General features: G+C 35.2%; 14 protein-coding genes and 9 tRNA genes. 6 read left to right on the forward strand and 17 right to left on the reverse strand.

All coding sequences use genetic code 11. From position 1 onward, the window contains the following. Positions 1–89 precede the first annotated feature (89 nt). The gene (locus IEV41_RS18240; RefSeq protein WP_188389954.1) at positions 90–368 is read right to left on the reverse strand and encodes a response regulator transcription factor; all 279 of its coding nucleotides are present in this window, start codon (positions 366–368) and stop codon (positions 90–92) included. A gap of 327 nt (positions 369–695) precedes the next feature. On the opposite strand from IEV41_RS18240, the gene IEV41_RS18245 reads away from it, so the two are divergent. The 4 genes from IEV41_RS18245 to IEV41_RS20215 all read left to right on the forward strand — a co-directional run bounded on the left by IEV41_RS18245 (position 696) and on the right by IEV41_RS20215 (position 3,481). Next, complete coding sequence (locus IEV41_RS18245) at positions 696–926, forward strand: AMEP412 family response elicitor (protein ID WP_188389955.1); 231 nt, start codon at positions 696–698, stop codon at positions 924–926. Between the two features lie 136 nt (positions 927–1,062). Further along, complete coding sequence (locus IEV41_RS18250) at positions 1,063–1,791, forward strand: ABC transporter ATP-binding protein (RefSeq protein WP_188389956.1); 729 nt, start codon at positions 1,063–1,065, stop codon at positions 1,789–1,791. Between the two features lie 5 nt (positions 1,792–1,796). Next, positions 1,797–3,353: an elicitor-associated permease-like protein gene (locus tag IEV41_RS18255; protein WP_188389957.1), complete on the forward strand. Its 1,557-nt coding sequence runs from the start codon at positions 1,797–1,799 to the stop codon at positions 3,351–3,353. Then, positions 3,350–3,481, forward strand: coding sequence for a hypothetical protein (locus tag IEV41_RS20215; RefSeq protein WP_268235154.1), 132 nt, complete (start codon positions 3,350–3,352; stop codon positions 3,479–3,481). The genes IEV41_RS18255 and IEV41_RS20215 overlap by 4 nt, the downstream gene beginning before the upstream one ends. A 60-nt stretch (positions 3,482–3,541) precedes the next feature. Here IEV41_RS20215 and IEV41_RS18260 read toward each other — a convergent pair whose 3' ends face one another. Further along, positions 3,542–5,254, reverse strand: a complete 1,713-nt coding sequence (locus IEV41_RS18260) for a sensor histidine kinase (RefSeq protein WP_188389958.1) — start codon at positions 5,252–5,254, stop codon at positions 3,542–3,544. Further along, positions 5,251–5,964 (reverse strand): response regulator transcription factor, encoded by a 714-nt coding sequence (locus IEV41_RS18265; protein ID WP_188389959.1) that lies wholly within the window; start codon positions 5,962–5,964, stop codon positions 5,251–5,253. Before IEV41_RS18265 ends, IEV41_RS18260 begins: the two co-directional genes overlap by 4 nt. A gap of 199 nt (positions 5,965–6,163) precedes the next feature. Between IEV41_RS18265 and IEV41_RS18270 the strand changes: the two genes are divergently transcribed. Both IEV41_RS18270 and IEV41_RS18275 read left to right on the forward strand, forming a co-directional pair. Beyond that, positions 6,164–6,760 (forward strand): ABC transporter permease subunit, encoded by a 597-nt coding sequence (locus tag IEV41_RS18270; protein ID WP_229722286.1) that lies wholly within the window; start codon positions 6,164–6,166, stop codon positions 6,758–6,760. Beyond that, a complete protein-coding gene (locus tag IEV41_RS18275) occupies positions 6,760–7,686 on the forward strand; it encodes an ABC transporter ATP-binding protein (protein ID WP_188389961.1) in 927 nt (308 codons plus the stop codon). The genes IEV41_RS18270 and IEV41_RS18275 overlap by 1 nt, the downstream gene beginning before the upstream one ends. Before the next feature lie 238 nt (positions 7,687–7,924). Here IEV41_RS18275 and glmS read toward each other — a convergent pair whose 3' ends face one another. The 14 genes from glmS to IEV41_RS18345 all read right to left on the reverse strand — a co-directional run bounded on the left by glmS (position 7,925) and on the right by IEV41_RS18345 (position 15,848). Beyond that, entirely contained in the window at positions 7,925–9,727 is a 1,803-nt protein-coding gene (glmS, locus tag IEV41_RS18280; protein WP_188389969.1) for a glutamine--fructose-6-phosphate transaminase (isomerizing), read from the reverse strand. A gap of 548 nt (positions 9,728–10,275) precedes the next feature. Beyond that, on the reverse strand, positions 10,276–11,622 hold the full coding sequence (gene glmM, locus IEV41_RS18285; protein WP_188389962.1) for a phosphoglucosamine mutase: 1,347 nt from the start codon (positions 11,620–11,622) through the stop codon (positions 10,276–10,278). A 28-nt stretch (positions 11,623–11,650) separates the two neighbouring features. After that, positions 11,651–12,880 carry a CdaR family protein gene (locus IEV41_RS18290; protein ID WP_188389963.1) on the reverse strand — a complete coding sequence of 410 codons (1,230 nt, stop codon included), beginning with the start codon at positions 12,878–12,880 and terminating at the stop codon, positions 11,651–11,653. Then, complete coding sequence (gene cdaA / locus IEV41_RS18295) at positions 12,880–13,695, reverse strand: diadenylate cyclase CdaA (protein ID WP_188389964.1); 816 nt, start codon at positions 13,693–13,695, stop codon at positions 12,880–12,882. Before cdaA ends, IEV41_RS18290 begins: the two co-directional genes overlap by 1 nt. A 162-nt stretch (positions 13,696–13,857) precedes the next feature. Further along, entirely contained in the window at positions 13,858–14,754 is an 897-nt protein-coding gene (rocF, locus tag IEV41_RS18300) for an arginase (protein WP_188389965.1), read from the reverse strand. 257 nt (positions 14,755–15,011) lie between these two features. Next, positions 15,012–15,087, reverse strand: a tRNA-Ala gene (locus IEV41_RS18305). A 9-nt stretch (positions 15,088–15,096) separates the two neighbouring features. Continuing rightward, positions 15,097–15,171 (reverse strand) — tRNA-Gly (locus IEV41_RS18310). A 25-nt stretch (positions 15,172–15,196) separates the two neighbouring features. Beyond that, positions 15,197–15,269, reverse strand: a tRNA-Lys gene (locus tag IEV41_RS18315). A gap of 1 nt (position 15,270) precedes the next feature. Then, positions 15,271–15,345: transfer RNA gene (locus IEV41_RS18320), tRNA-Gln, on the reverse strand. 51 nt (positions 15,346–15,396) lie between these two features. After that, a tRNA-Tyr gene (locus IEV41_RS18325) sits at positions 15,397–15,480 on the reverse strand. A 15-nt stretch (positions 15,481–15,495) separates the two neighbouring features. Beyond that, a tRNA-Val gene (locus tag IEV41_RS18330) sits at positions 15,496–15,571 on the reverse strand. 5 nt (positions 15,572–15,576) lie between these two features. Next, positions 15,577–15,651: transfer RNA gene (locus tag IEV41_RS18335), tRNA-Glu, on the reverse strand. A 37-nt stretch (positions 15,652–15,688) separates the two neighbouring features. Beyond that, positions 15,689–15,761, reverse strand: a tRNA-Thr gene (locus IEV41_RS18340). A 12-nt stretch (positions 15,762–15,773) separates the two neighbouring features. Next, positions 15,774–15,848: transfer RNA gene (locus IEV41_RS18345), tRNA-Asn, on the reverse strand. Between the last annotated feature and the right edge of the window lie 76 nt (positions 15,849–15,924).

Below are 15,924 nucleotides of genomic sequence, written 5' to 3' on the forward strand. Positions count from 1 at the left end.
TTCATCTACATATTTATAGATGAGCAATACTTAAGTCTCTTAAATATTTGTTTAAAATGCTAGCTTATAAAATTATGATAAAACCCAAGTTATTTAGCATTTTTGTACAATTGAAACGTATAATCTGTCCCATTTTCATTAGTTGGATCGAGTGAGTCTGGACTAAGAATTTTCATTTGATACGCCTTAGAAACAATCCCTACCCTCGTTTGTACCTTAAGTTTTTTGGTCACCTTACTAATATAGTATTCGATCATCCTTTGAGAATAGTTCAGTTCATGCGCAATGAGCTTATTCGGCATTTCTTTAGCAATCATTTTAATGATTTCTACTTCAATTTCAGATATATTTGGGGTTTGATTATTCATTTCTACTCTCCTTATATTATCGTATCTCAGTAATAAACTCTTAAAACAATTCTACTATTTCCCCCTAAACTTTTCCATATTATTACAGAATAATACCGGCATATACGTAATTTAGCTATTCCCGATACGTATATATATTATTAGCAACTCTTAACTCATTATGAATAGGGTACACGAGTAATCATCTCAGTAAAAGTGAATTTTCCCATTATTGCGGAATTACGCAATACTATTCAGAATCTATTGAATTATTAGATAACTACATAATATTATAGAGTCATCCTAAGGCCTAGGAAAAAAACTTAAAATTACTGGAGGAAATAAAAAATGGCTGCAATTTTAAATGCGTTAAAAGCTCTTGTTTCAAAAATCCCGTTCCACAAGGTACCACAATTCTTAGCATGGGCTGCAAACTTAGCTAAGGCTGCTGCTAGTAAAACAGCTGCTGAAGTGACTAAAATTTTAAACTTCATCAAGAGCAACGGTGGTAAAATCGTTGACTGGTTCTCAAAAGGATACACAGTATACGAAATTATCCGTATGATTCTTGGCTACTAATAAAAATTGTAGCACCAATAGATTACCTATTTAGGGGTTATACCCTAATAGGTAATCTTTCTTATTGTTTTTCGGAGATGGACGATGATAAACTATAAACAATATTTAACAATTTTCACGAAGGAGAGTTCCCGCTATGGATATTTTAATTCTGAAGAACATAAAAAAAATGTATGATGATATTTGTGTATTATCTATTGATTCTCTTTCAATAAAAAAAGGGACTATAAGTGGATACCTTGGTAGAAATGGAGCTGGAAAATCTACAACTATTAAAATCATAATGGGAATTATTACGCCTAATCAAGGGGAAATAACTTTCCAAAATGAAATAATGGATTATAAAAATCCAACACATAAAAAATATATAGGCTATTGTCCAGACTACCCTGCTGTTTTTGATAAACTTACTGTTATTGAACACCTGAACTTTATGGCTTACCTTTTTGGATTAAAAAACCCTAAACAAATTGAAACTAAAATAGAAAAGTATTTAAAGCATTTCGAAGTGGAGAAATATAAATATACCCTCATTAAAAACCTTTCAAGAGGAAATAAACAAAAAGTAGCTATTATTTCATCAATTATTCATGACCCAGCACTCTTAGTCTATGATGAACCAACACTAGGATTAGACCCATTAAGTATTAAGCAATTTAAATCGATGCTAACAGAATATACATCCACAGGTGGAACCGTCTTTTTATCTTCCCACTCATTAGATATTATTGAGGAAATTGCTGACACCGTTTCAATTATAAATGATGGGGAAATTGTTAAGAAAAATATATCTGTAGAACAGATACGAAATTCACTTACTAGTGTAGAAGATTATCTCATATCTGTTGTAGAAGGACGGGAATAATCTATATGAACTTTATCAACTATTTGTCATTTAAATATAAGCTAAACCGTCATAAGCCAAAAGGATCTCTAAGAGACTTATTTCTTGAAGTATTTGTTATATCTTTTCTTTTCATGGTATTAACTTTAATTCTATTTTTGATTATTAAGCTGTTCCCTCAGTATATCCAAGACGATATGAATAAATATATACTTGGTTTATACGCATTTGTTTGTTTAATATCTTTATCTAGTTCTATTAAAAAGTTCTATAAAGAATATTTCCTCTCTCCAGAGCGTGAGATATTACTTGTAGCACCAATTAAAAATTCTCAAATTATTTTATCGAGATTTTTTATCGTTGCGATAGAAATTATCACTATAAACATGATGTTCTTACTGCCATTTATCTTGGCAAATTACTTTGCAAACAACATACCTATTGAGATTTTTCTAATTACTATTCCGCAAATAGTAGCTAGTTCTATTTTCTTTAGTGTTATTGCACATATACTTTTCGCTCTAGCTTATATCATTTCAAAAGGAAGAGGATTAAAGACAATTGCTTATTCTCTAGTAACTTTCTCTTCTGTCGGTGTAGTTGCTATAATAGTCTACTTACAAAACTACTCCTCATTTTTATTAACTCAAAACAAATTTGTTGAGAATATCTTTTATCTTTTATTTCAATATCCAAACTATCTGTTGCTTAATAAAATCGACCTTTTAAATGCTGGTTTATTTACATTGTTCGTATTAATAAACGCTCTATGCTTTATTCCTATTGCCTATTGGATGACTAATTATTGCTATAACAAAGGATTGTTATCGATTTCTTCTAGAGATTTAGATAGATCTTTCTATTTAAATAAGGTCTCAAATGTAATACATAAATGTATAGGCAGCCATTTTATAAAAAAAGATCTGTTATATTTATTAAGATCACCTAAATTATTTTCTGTGTTTGTTTCACCATTTTTATTAACTAGTGTTCTTGAATATAAAAACCAATTTGCTTCTTCAGGCTCATTATTAACTGTATTAATCAATATTTTTACACTAGTTATTACCAGTGTCATTTTACACATACTTATGTCAGACGACTTAAATCATCAGGAACTACTATTTTCTGCTCCTTTTGATATTGAAGAACTCTATAATAAAAGGGTAAATTTCTTACACTTATCATCTTTTATTATTTCAGGTACCTATTTATTAACAGTATGTATCTTAGAGTCCGTTAGGATAGAGGTAATCATATATGGAATGGGACAATTGTTATTCATCACCTATATTTCATCTCGAGTACTCTTATCGAGGACTTTCAAAAGATGTACAAAAGATGGTAGAGGCTATATGTATGATGGAAAAATAATTAGAACAATCGTATATTATTTCTTTGTATGGTCTGTCCCATTAATGATTTTCTTCGCTACTCTACAAGAATCTTTAGTTATGTTATTGGATAATGGTACATTCTCTACACTCGGTAAATTTGGTAATATAGCTATCTTAGTAGTTATATTGGCAATGCTATATAAAGGAAGTAAATCAAATATAGAACATAAGGAGAGTCGGTCATGAAAACAGGAGAAAAAAAAGGAAGAACATTAGGACAAAAATTTAGTTTAGGATTCTCGATTTTCTGTATAATATTCCTGACCCTTAAGTTTACGGGTTTATTAGATACTATTATTGAGTCTTTTAAATAATCTTGAAATGTTAGTTTACTTCTAAAAATAAAAGTACCCCACTCTAATGGTGGGGTACTTTTATTTGGTTTTATTTTTATAAAAAGTCAATTTGACTACAGTACCTTTATTCTCCTCACTGATTACCATCACATCCCCACCATGCGCAACTACTAACTGATGAGCAATAGCCATCCCAAGGCCAGAACCATTGTCACTCTCCATTGTATTGCCACCGCGGTAATAACGATTAAAAAGATTATCTACTGTTTCTTTATCCATACCAATTCCATTATCTTCAATTACAATAGTAGTAGACAAATTGGATTGCTCCACTTTAATACTGATCTCTGTTCCCCTCGGATTATGCTTAATCGCGTTTGCTAGTAAATTGTTAATGATTCTTGTAAACCATTTAATATCTACTTCAAGAAATAATGATACTCCCGCATGCTCAAAATGCATGTAATTTTCTTCTACTGTAAAACTAACAACTATTTCCTGCAAAAGCGAAGTAATATTATGATTTTCTTTTTTTATTGGTAGTCCATTATTTTTCAATCTATATGTAAGATTTAAATCCTCTATTAATTCATTCATATACTCAGATTTTTCTTTAATAATGTTACCAAAATTAATTGTTTCTTCTTTAGACCAATTATAAGCCTCAGATTCTAGTAAAACGGCATAACCATATATTGAACTTAGTGGTGTCTTAAGATCATGAGAAAGCCCTGCAATCCACTCCTCACGGGTTTTATTCATCTGTATTTGTAATTCTTCATTTTTTTTCAAATTAAATGCTAGTGTATCTAAAGATGTGAATACTTCGTTAAAAATTTTATATTTTTTGTTTAAATTTCCATCTTTGTTTAGTATGGAAATTTTACCTTTTTTGTTTTTTGGTTCTTCTAACTTACCTTCGGACATGTTATTAATCCTTTTCATCATGTATAACAAAGGTACTCCGAATCTCTGACCGTACCAAAATGAAAGTCCTATGATTAATATAATAATTATAAGTGTAATTATTCCCAAACTTTTTAGAAGTGAACCATTAATAATTTCATCTGTAATATGTTCTGGGCTATAATTTACATTCTTCGTTCCTATTACATACACATAATCTGCGTTCTTATCGTAGTAAGTAGAGATATCATACTCAGAATTCCATGGTTCTTTCTCAATGGATAAGATATCATTAAACGTGTATTGAAGGTCCGGAGGAGCTTGAAATTCTTTTACAACTTTTCCTTGTGAATTATAAGCTTGTACCCAAGCATCGTTCTGCGATAAATATCGCTGAGTAGCTTCATTTATTTTAAGAAAAGTTTCCATAGATAATATCCCACTTAATATTTCCTTACTTTTTAACCTTTCACCGTACAATACGGTTACTTTTGTTCCATTCTCTGCATTAATCTCCCAATGATACGTTCGATATTTACTGGAATCAATAGATAAAATATCCGTAAAGTCATAAAAATCTGGTACTTCTTCTGGTGTATTCCATTTACCAATAACCTTACCTGTCTGATCAATAATTTGGAGCCATCCACCCTTTGATAAAACAGATTCTTTTACCTTGTCATTTAATACTGCACTACCACTCTCAACAGTAATAGCATGTTCTAAATATTCCTCAGAAACCATTTTAAAATTAGACTCCATTTCGGACTGTGAAATATTAAAAGACAAGTAAACAAGTGCTCCAGTAATAAAACTTATAATTATTACAAGGGTTAAAATAAAGTGAATGACAAAATGTTGAGTGAGTTTTCTTTTCAAGCTCATGGCCTTACTACCTCTTCAGAAACCATTTTATAACCTATCCCTCGTACAGTTTTTAAATACTGTGGATTACTAGGATTCCCCTCAATTTTTTCTCTTAGTTTTCTAATATGTACCATAACTGTATTCTCATCAAACTGGATATCATCTCCCCAAACTTGATAGTATAATTGCTCCTTAGTAAACACCCTATTAGGGTTCTTACAAAAGAATGCTAGAAGTGAATAAATTAGCCCTGAACAAGCCACTACCTCTCCAGCTACTGTTAATTCAGCTGACTTTAAATCTACCTTAAACCTTCCGAAATCTATTAATTCTTCTTGTACTTGAATTTTATTTGTTGAAAGGTACCTGCCTAGTTGTACTTTTATCCTGGCTACAACCTCAAGAGGGTTAAATGGTTTCGTTATGTAGTCATCACATCCATAAGCAAATCCCTTTAACTTATCTAAATCGGAACTCCTTGCGGAAATGAAAAATATAGGGACGTTAGATACTTTTCGTATTTGCGGCAAGATATCGTAGCCAGAAATGTCTGGTAACATGATATCCAGAATAATAAGGTCATAGGTGTTAGAGTTAATTAGCTTTAAAGTATCCTTACCGTGTGTACACGTTTCAATAGAGATAAAACCTTCATTTTTTAATACCAACTTCAACATATCCAAAATTGATTTTTCATCATCTACAATTAATATTCTACCCTTCTGCATATCAATCTCCTCTTCCTATTTAAGGTGGTTTTAAGGTTCCATTAATTCCCTCTTAATCTTCTACTATTATAATTGAATTACACTAAATATAGAAAGGAACGATGTTAAAATGTGGTCAATCTGTTTAAACGAATTTAAAGGATATTTTAAAAGTGTTAAGTCCATTATTATAATTGCTATTATATTTGGAGTCACATTCATGATAGCAGACACTATGACAAGTTCTGCTGATGAATTAGGATTAGGGGATGTTGGTAAGGATGGTTATGCATTAGGAACATTATTTATTGTATTCGCCTTAGGGTTTTTGTTTATTGCCTCACTTTCCCATGACCAAATTAATCGCGAAGTTAGTAGCCGAACCATGAGATTTCTAGTTACTAAAACAGGAAGAACAAATATATTATTAGGAAAATATTTAGGTGTTTGGTTATTTTGGCTATTTTGTATATCTGCTTCTTTTATTCTAATTACGTTTGTTTCTGGTAATTTTTTATGGTACGGACTTTTGGAGTGCATGGTATTCCTTTCCGTTGCTCTAGCTTTCAATCTAATATTCTCCATTATTTTACCTAAACCAGCCTTATCTATGTTCTTTGGAATTACTTTTGCCTTGGTCTTCCCTGGAATTAGTTTTTGGGCAATATACTCAGACAAAATCTATATTTCTTGGTTTAAGTATATTACTCCGTACTACTACTCAACTCTAGGTGAATATTACTTATTAATTAACATTCTTTATGCAGGAGTACTATTCTTAATTGCAGCGACAATCTTTAAAGGGAGAGATTTATAATGAATATAATTGAAACAAGTAACCTTACAAAGAAATATGGAAAGAAAACTGTTGTTGATAACATTAGTTTGACCGTAAAAAAAGGCGATATATTTGGATTTTTAGGCAGAAATGGTGCTGGTAAATCTACATTTATAAATATGATTACAGGAATTATTCAACCTACAGCAGGTTCATTTAAGTTATTGAATGAAACAAATTTAAATAAAGTTTATCAAAAAATAGGTGTTCTTCCCGATTACTCCTCTTTTTATGACTCTTTAACAGCATTAGATCATCTCAAATTTTTTGCACGGATTAATGGTCATAAACTTTCATCTGAAGAAGGAATTTCTATACTAAGCCAAGTAGGGCTTGAAGGCGATGCAGATAAAAAGGCTGGTAAATTTTCTTTTGGTATGAAAAAGAAATTAGGTATAGCTCAAGCTATTGCACATAATCCTGAGCTGATTTTTTTAGATGAACCGACTTCTGGTATAGACGCTGAGTCTGGGCTAAAAATCCAAAAACTAATTCGTCAATTACAAGCTGAAGGAAAAACCATCTTTATGACTTCTCATAATTTAAATGAGGTTGAAAAAATTTGTAATAGGATTGCTATTATGAAAGACGGTTCAATTATAAATCAAGGTACATTAGAAGAATTGAAAAGACATTATATGTCTTCTTACCAAATCGAAATTAAACATTCACTTTTCGCAAGTGAAAAAACTGATTTAGTACCTCAATTCCTTGATTCTATTGGAACAGATATAGTTACAAAAGGAAATACAACTTCCTTAATAGTTGAATCAGAAGATAAGATTCCTTACATTGTAAGGGCATTTACACATAATAATATCGATATCTTTAAAGTAAATGTTAATGAGCCTTCATTAGAAGAAATATTCTTGGATGAAAGAAATAGAGAAAAACAGATTTCTTAATTTTAGCGAAAGAGTATCTGATAGGATTATTTACATAAAATTGAATTATTGTACAAATCTATCACAGCACTGGTTTGAAATATAGTTTAACCAAAAAAAGTATTGAATAGATTAATGTTTAAGCATAATTGAACAGCCCCTATTTTAACTTCATTGAGAAGAAAAAAATAGGGGCTGTTCACTGTCACTACTTGAACTTTATTTTAAATCCACAACACATATACCTTTTATTTGTTCGTTATTCTACTGTTACAGATTTCGCTAAGTTACGTGGCTTATCTACGTCACAGTCGCGGTGTAATGCTGCATAGTAAGAGATTAATTGAAGCGGAATCACCGATACTAGTGGTGAAAATGCTTCTAGGACACTTGGTAAGACGAAACGGTCGCCTTCCATTTCTAATCCTTTTAATGAGATAACACATGGGTTTGCACCGCGGGCAACTACTTCTTTCACGTTACCACGAATGCTTAAATTCACATGTTCTTGTGTTGCTAGAGCAATAACTGGTGTGCCTTGTTCGATTAAAGCAATTGTACCGTGCTTTAACTCTCCACCGGCAAATCCTTCTGCTTGAATATAAGAGATTTCTTTTAGTTTCAATGCGCCTTCTAAGCATACGTAGTAGTCAATACCACGGCCGATGAAGAAGCAGTTACGTGTTGTCGCTAAAAATTCTTTCGCGATGTTTTCCATCTCTTCTTTTGAATCACATAATACTTCCATCGCATTTGCGACGATTCCTAACTCTTTCGTTAAGTCAAATGGAATGTGTAAACCTTTCGCTCTTGCACTGTCGACTGCTAAAATTGCTAATACGGCAATTTGTGCTGTGTAAGCTTTCGTTGAAGCTACCGCAATTTCTGGCCCTGCATGAAGAAGTAATGTGTAATCTGCTTCACGAGATAACGTTGAACCAGGGGCATTTGTTAATGTAATTGCTGGGTATCCTAACTCTTTCACTTGTACTAGCACTGCACGGCTATCAGCAGTTTCTCCACTTTGTGAAATGAAGATGAACAGTGGCTTTTCTGTTAATAATGGCATGTTGTATGAGAATTCACTTGCTACATGCACCTCTACTGGAATCTTCGCAAATGTTTCTAAGAATTGCTTTCCAACTAGACCAGCGTGGTAACTCGTTCCACACGCAATAATGTATAGACGGTCTGCTTCTTTGATTGCATTGCGAATACCTTCTTCTAACATAATGTTGTCATTTTCATCTTGATACTTCTGGATGATGTTACGAATAACGAATGGCTGCTCATCGATTTCTTTTAACATGAAGTGTGGGTATGTGCCCTTCTCAATGTCACTAGCATCTAATTCAGCTGTGTACGGTGCACGCTCTACTACTTCACCTTGTAAATTCTTAATCACGATTTCTTGTGATGATACAAGAACCATTTCTTTATCCATTAACTCAATAAATTGATTTGTTACTTGAAGCATTGCCATTGCATCACTTGCAATAACATTAAAGTTATCTCCAGCACCTACTAATAGTGGGCTCTTGTTCTTCGCAACGAAAACAACGTCTGGGCTCTCATTATCCATCAACGCTAATGCATATGAACCTTTTAGCTCTTTTAACGCTGAACGGAATGCTTCTTCTACCTCTAAACCTTTTGAAACAAAGTACTCTACTAGCTGTACGATTACTTCTGTATCTGTGTCACTTACGAATTCAACGCCTGCGAAGTATTCTTGCTTTAATAACATATCGTTTTCAATTACGCCGTTGTGTACAAGTGTGAAGCGACCGCCATGACTTGAATGAGGGTGCGCGTTACGCTTATTTGGTACACCATGTGTTGCCCAGCGTGTATGACCAATTCCGATTTCGCCATCTACATCTGCTGGAATACTTTCACGTAATGTTGCAATACGTCCTTTTTCTTTGAATACTTGTACGTCACCTTGTACGCTTAATGCAATACCCGCTGAGTCATATCCACGATACTCAAGTTTCTCTAAGCCTTTTAATAATATTTCCTTTGCTCCTTGGTTCCCGATAAATCCTACAATTCCACACATAATCAATTACCGTTACCACATCTACGACAACAGAGCAATAATTCAGGTAGTAAAAGTATAACCGTTACCTTCCTATCGCCTGTTACCTTTCTTGGTAGACGCGTAACGGTTTACACCTTCCTCTCGATTGATATTTTTTGATCTGTGTCTTCTTTGTAGCATCAGGTCTCTTATCTTTGTTCACAAGGTCGCCCTCATGGTTTGTATAAGAGATTTCGGTTGTGATACGCAACCGGGAGCTATCCGCCGAATGTTCGATAAACTCCTCCTCGTCAACTACACGTGTACCGTCCGTGTGTAGTTCTGGCGCTATAAAAACATATATTTCCTTCTTACAAAAAAGACAATCCTTATATTACATGACCGTTTTCAACCTGTCAACAATTATTATAGTGGGAAAATAACAATTTACAGGAAATGAGAACGATATCATTCCATTTATATGCATGAAAAAGATTTTTTGTGCACGTTTTTGCTCGTTCTTTTCAAAAGAATCTTGCTTCTCATATATAAAAAAAGCTTGAGGATTCGATCCCCAAGCTTTTTACCTATTCTACACCAACTTCTTCGTTTACAATAGCTACAATACGGTGTACGTATGTGTCACACTCTTCTTGCGTTGGTGCTTCTGCCATAACACGAATTAGGGGCTCTGTACCAGATGGACGTACTAATACGCGTCCATTCCCATTCATTTCTTCTTCTACCTCTTTAATTACTGCTTGAATACGTTCATTCTCTAGAGCCACTTTCTTATCTGTTACACGCACGTTCACAAGTAATTGTGGGTATTTTTTCATTTCGTTCGCTAATTGTGATAATGGCTTCTTCGTTACTTTCATGATATTTACTAATTGAATCGCACTTAACATGCCATCACCAGTCGTAATGTAATCTAAGAAGATAATATGACCGGATTGCTCTCCACCTAAGTTGTAGCCACCTTTTTTCATCTCTTCCATTACATAACGATCGCCTACACCTGCTTGGATACTATCGATATTGTGTTTATCAAGCTCCTTATAGAAACCTAAGTTACTCATTACTGTCGAAACAATTGTGTTGTGCTTTAACTTACCTGTATCGCTCATATATTTTGCACAAATGTACATGATTTGGTCACCGTCAACGATGTCCCCGTTCTCATCTACAGCAATTAAACGGTCACCGTCGCCATCAAACGCAAGACCTACATCCGCACCTTTGTCTTTTAAAAACGCTGCTAATGCTTCTGGATGTGTCGAACCAACACCTTTGTTAATATTGATACCATTTGGTGATGTACCCATTGTTGAAATATCTGCTTCTAAGTCAGCAAATAAATGTGCTGCTAATGAAGAGGTTGCACCGTGTGCACAGTCTAGTGCCACATGGATACCCGAGAAGTCTTCTTCTACTGTTTGTTTTAAGTAGTGTAAGTACTTCTGACCACCTTCGAAGTAGTCATTTACTTGACCTAAATCTTCTCCGAATGGGCGTGGTAGATCATCTACCTCTTGATCCATTAATGCTTCGATTTCATATTCTTGTTCATCTGTTAATTTGAATCCGTCTGGCCCAAAGAATTTAATGCCGTTATCTTGTACAGGGTTGTGAGAAGCTGAAATCATCACACCTGCTTGTGCACCTAATGCTTTCGTTAAGTATGCTACTCCTGGTGTTGAAATAACACCAAGACGCATTACTTCTGCTCCAATTGATAGAAGTCCTGCTACTAGTGCTCCCTCTAACATGTGCCCAGAAACGCGTGTATCACGGCCAATAATAACTTTTGGCTTCGTTTGGCTCTTCGTTAATACGTAACCTCCACAACGTCCAATTTTAAAGGCTAATTCAGGAGTTAATTCTGTATTTGCAACTCCTCGTACACCATCTGTTCCAAAATATTTACCCATTTAACTTATTCTCTCCTTTTACAGACAATCATGCTTCATTTTTAACTATATTAAATTTCACCTTTTTATTTTGTACGTCTACTGTGACGTTCTGTGGTCCTTTTGCCTGTAGCGGCAATTCATGAGTACCTGGTGAAAGCTTACTAACATCTACATATGCTTCTACTTCTTTTGCAGTGACACTATCAATAATATCTTGGAATCCAAAAATATCAAGTGCTATCATGCCATTTGATGGAGAAATAAAAGTTACTTTATATTCATCGGATAGTCCAATTAGATTAATTTTAATATTATCGACCGTCTTTGTTTCTTCTTTTTTGACATTCACACGTACTTTCAGTTTCTCTGGCGTCACGCTTTTTATTCCTTCTGGTAGAATCATCTCTCCCTGTACAACCGTGCTTTCCTTTATATCAGACACGTCTACTTCAACAGAGATCGATGTAACTGTATTTAGTTCTTTTTGCAAACCAAATATCGTTACTTCCTTCACCTCAGGTTCTAGGTTATCAATTGTAACACCTTCTGGTGGTGTTCCTGTTTTCTTTGGAACAACAGGAACCTTCTTGCTTGGTAACATAATATCCACTGCTACTTTAGCCACAGCTGGCTCAATTTTCACAGCAAGTGGATTATCTTTCGCGTCACGGGCACTTAATGGTACTTCTTTCTCGAAATCCTTATCGGCATTCTTTACATCAATTGGTGCTACCACTTTACTTACGCGCTCTACTTCTTCTTTCGGACCGCTAACTTTCACACGCTCTACCTTAGACGTTGCATCTTGTATAACGTATCCTTCCTTCATAGACGATTCATTTACATATGAAATAGTTACAGGAAATTCTTTTGTTACTTTTTCATAGACATAAACGGTTGCCGTCTTTGGCTTAATCGTCACCTTTAAATCTTCATTTACATTCCGGTGTTTAAATTCAACTTCATTTTTCCCTAGTTGTAAATCTTTTAAGTCTACATATACTTCAAACTTTTTAAGCCTTGCATCCCATACGAGACTATTCGATCCCTCAAGCGTGACATCCACCGTGGCTGGTATTCCATCTACAACTGTATTTTCTTGATCATAGTTTTCAATTTTCACAGGGACTTCTTCTACAGTTTCCTTCGTTCCTGTAAAGAAAGGAAATCCGCTTTGATTAGGATTTCTCTCTAAACCGAATGAAATGAATAACAGTAACGCAAATATTAATGCGATACCTTTCAGGAACCACTGACTTTCGATGAATTTATCCATCACTTCGTCCCCCTCTTATACCATTTAGAAGACGTAGTAGGCTTCATATTTACGTGCATTTCTTTCACTAATAATGATTTTAATTCTTCTGATGTAATATCTCGGTGCAATTCGCTATTTTTCGTTAACGAAATGACGCCTGTTTCTTCTGATACAATAACAGTTAAACTATCTGTTACTTCACTAATTCCAAGTGCTGCCCGGTGTCTCGTTCCCAATTCTTTCGAGATAAATGGATTCTCAGACAGAGGTAAATAACAAGCGGCTGCTAAAATTTCACCTTTTTTAAGGATAACAGCACCATCGTGTAGCGGTGTATTTGGAATAAAAATATTAATTAATAGCTCCGAAGATAACTTCGCATTCATTGGTATACCTGTTTCTACATAGTCACTCATTCCTGTATCTCGTTCAATTGAAATAAGTGCCCCAATGCGACGCTTCGCCATATATTCTGTTGCTTTCGCAATTGCTTCTATATTCATCATTACTTCATCTTCTTCATGTACAGTTGAACGAGAGAACAATCTTCCTCTTCCTAACTGTTCCAACGCACGTCGTACTTCTGGTTGGAAAATAATAATAACGGCTAATAACCCGTAGTTAATTGCTTCTTGCATTAAACGTTCTAACGTGTACAAGTTAAAATATGCACTGAGGTATTTAACAGCAATAATGACTGTAACACCTTTTAATAATTGTACTGCTTTTGTCCCTTGTACAATTAAAATAATCTTATATACAATAAACCAAACGATAGCAATATCGACTGCACTCGAAAGATAACGTAAAATCGACTCATCTATTAAAGGCATTATACCCCTTCTTCCAATAATATGTATTTCAATGTAATGCTCCCATTATACCATATATTCTCTATAGTAAACAGAGTCCCACTATATAGGTAGCATAAAGAAATAAACGAAAATAAAAGAGACCTATAAGCGCTATCATCTTATAAATCTCCCCTTTGTCCCTTATAAAATTTTTTGTCCAAATAATGAAGCAATTAGCCCTACCGCAACGACTGCTGTACGGTTTCGTTCATCAAGGATTGGATTTACTTCTACAAACTCCGCCGATGTAACCATTCTTGAGGCTGCTAGCATTTCCATTGCTAAATGTCCTTCGCGATACGTAATACCCCCTGGGACTGGTGTCCCTACCCCTGGCGCATCATGTGGCTCTAGACCGTCTAAGTCTAACGATAAATGAACCCCGTCTGTATGCTTCAAATACGCCATTGTCTCATCAATTACACGTGACATTCCTAGTCTATCTATTTCATGCATGGTATATACTTTAATGCCGTGTTCTTTAATGAAAACACGTTCTCCTTCATCCAACGATCTTGCCCCAATAATAACAACATGTTCTGGTTTTATCTTCGGATATTTATGATGTATTTTCGTTAATAATGGATGCCCATGTCCTAAGTTAATAGCTAATGACATTCCATGAATATTACCCGATGGCGTTGTTTCTGGTGTATTTAAATCTCCATGTGCATCAAACCAAATTACTCCAAGGTTTTCATAATGCTTCGCTACACCAGCAATTGTTCCAATTGCAATGCTATGGTCACCACCTAATACAAGCGGAAAGGAATTATCCTGGATTGCAGCATCTACTTTCGTTGCTAGTAGACTACATGCATCTGTTACTTGCACTAAGTTCTTTAAGTTTTCTTCTTGTTCTAACGATGGTTCAAAACGACTAATTTCAATATCACCTAAATCTTCTACCGTATAACCTAGCTGCATCAATTCTTTCGTCACGTCTGCATATCGTATCGCACTAGGACCCATATCTACTCCTCTTCTTGTTTGGCCAAGGTCCATTGGTACACCGATTAACGAGATATTTTTTTTCATTTTCCCACCCCTTCCTAATTATTATAAATTTTCAGTCTACTTTGGTTCAACTCGACATTTTTATGCATATGTATTCAACCTTTATATTAACTAATCCTATTTCTACCTTATTTTGTAAGCGTTTACTTTGTTAATAAAATAAAAAAGACGAACAGAAGAGTATAATTATACTTCTTTGCTCGTCGATACATTGTTTTCTTTTGAAAAATAAACATAAAAAAAACCTAAATCAATGATCTAAGTTGTGTACACATACTTGGTGGAGCCTAGCGGGATCGAACCGCTGACCTCCTGCGTGCAAGGCAGGCGCTCTCCCAGCTGAGCTAAGGCCCCATTATATTATGGAGCGAAAGACGGGATTCGAACCCGCGACCCCAACCTTGGCAAGGTTGTATTCTACCACTGAACTACTTTCGCATATTATTTTTATATACAAAAAAAATGAGCCATGAAGGACTCGAACCTTCGACCCTCTGATTAAAAGTCAGATGCTCTACCGACTGAGCTAATGGCTCTTGGCTGGGCTAGCTGGATTCGAACCAGCGCGTGACGGAGTCAAAGTCCGTTGCCTTACCGCTTGGCTATAGCCCAATAAACCTCTATACTAATCATTAGTATATCCAATGTTATTTTAAATATAAATGGTGGAGGGGGGCAGATTCGAACTGCCGAACCCGAAGGAGCGGATTTACAGTCCGCCGCGTTTAGCCACTTCGCTACCCCTCCGACTTAAAACATATATGGTGGAGGATGACGGGATCGAACCGCCGACCCCCTGCTTGTAAGGCAGGTGCTCTCCCAGCTGAGCTAATCCTCCAAAAATGGTGACCCGTACGGGATTCGAACCCGTGTTACCGCCGTGAAAGGGCGGTGTCTTAACCACTTGACCAACGGGCCAATATATAACAACGTATATTGGCTTCTTCCCTTACAAAGCTCCCAACCGGGATTGAACCGGTGACCTCTTCCTTACCATGGAAGTACTCTACCGACTGAGCTATGGAAGCAAAAAAAAGAAATGGCTCCGCAGGCAGGACTCGAACCTGCGACCGATCGGTTAACAGCCGATAGCTCTACCACTGAGCTACTGCGGATTAATTAAAGCCTGGCGACGTCCTACTCTCACAGGGGGAAACCCCCAACTACCATCGGCGCTAAAGAGCTTGACTT

This window comes from Priestia taiwanensis, from assembly GCF_014638355.1.
GTDB lineage: Bacteria > Bacillota > Bacilli > Bacillales > Bacillaceae_G > Priestia_D > Priestia_D taiwanensis.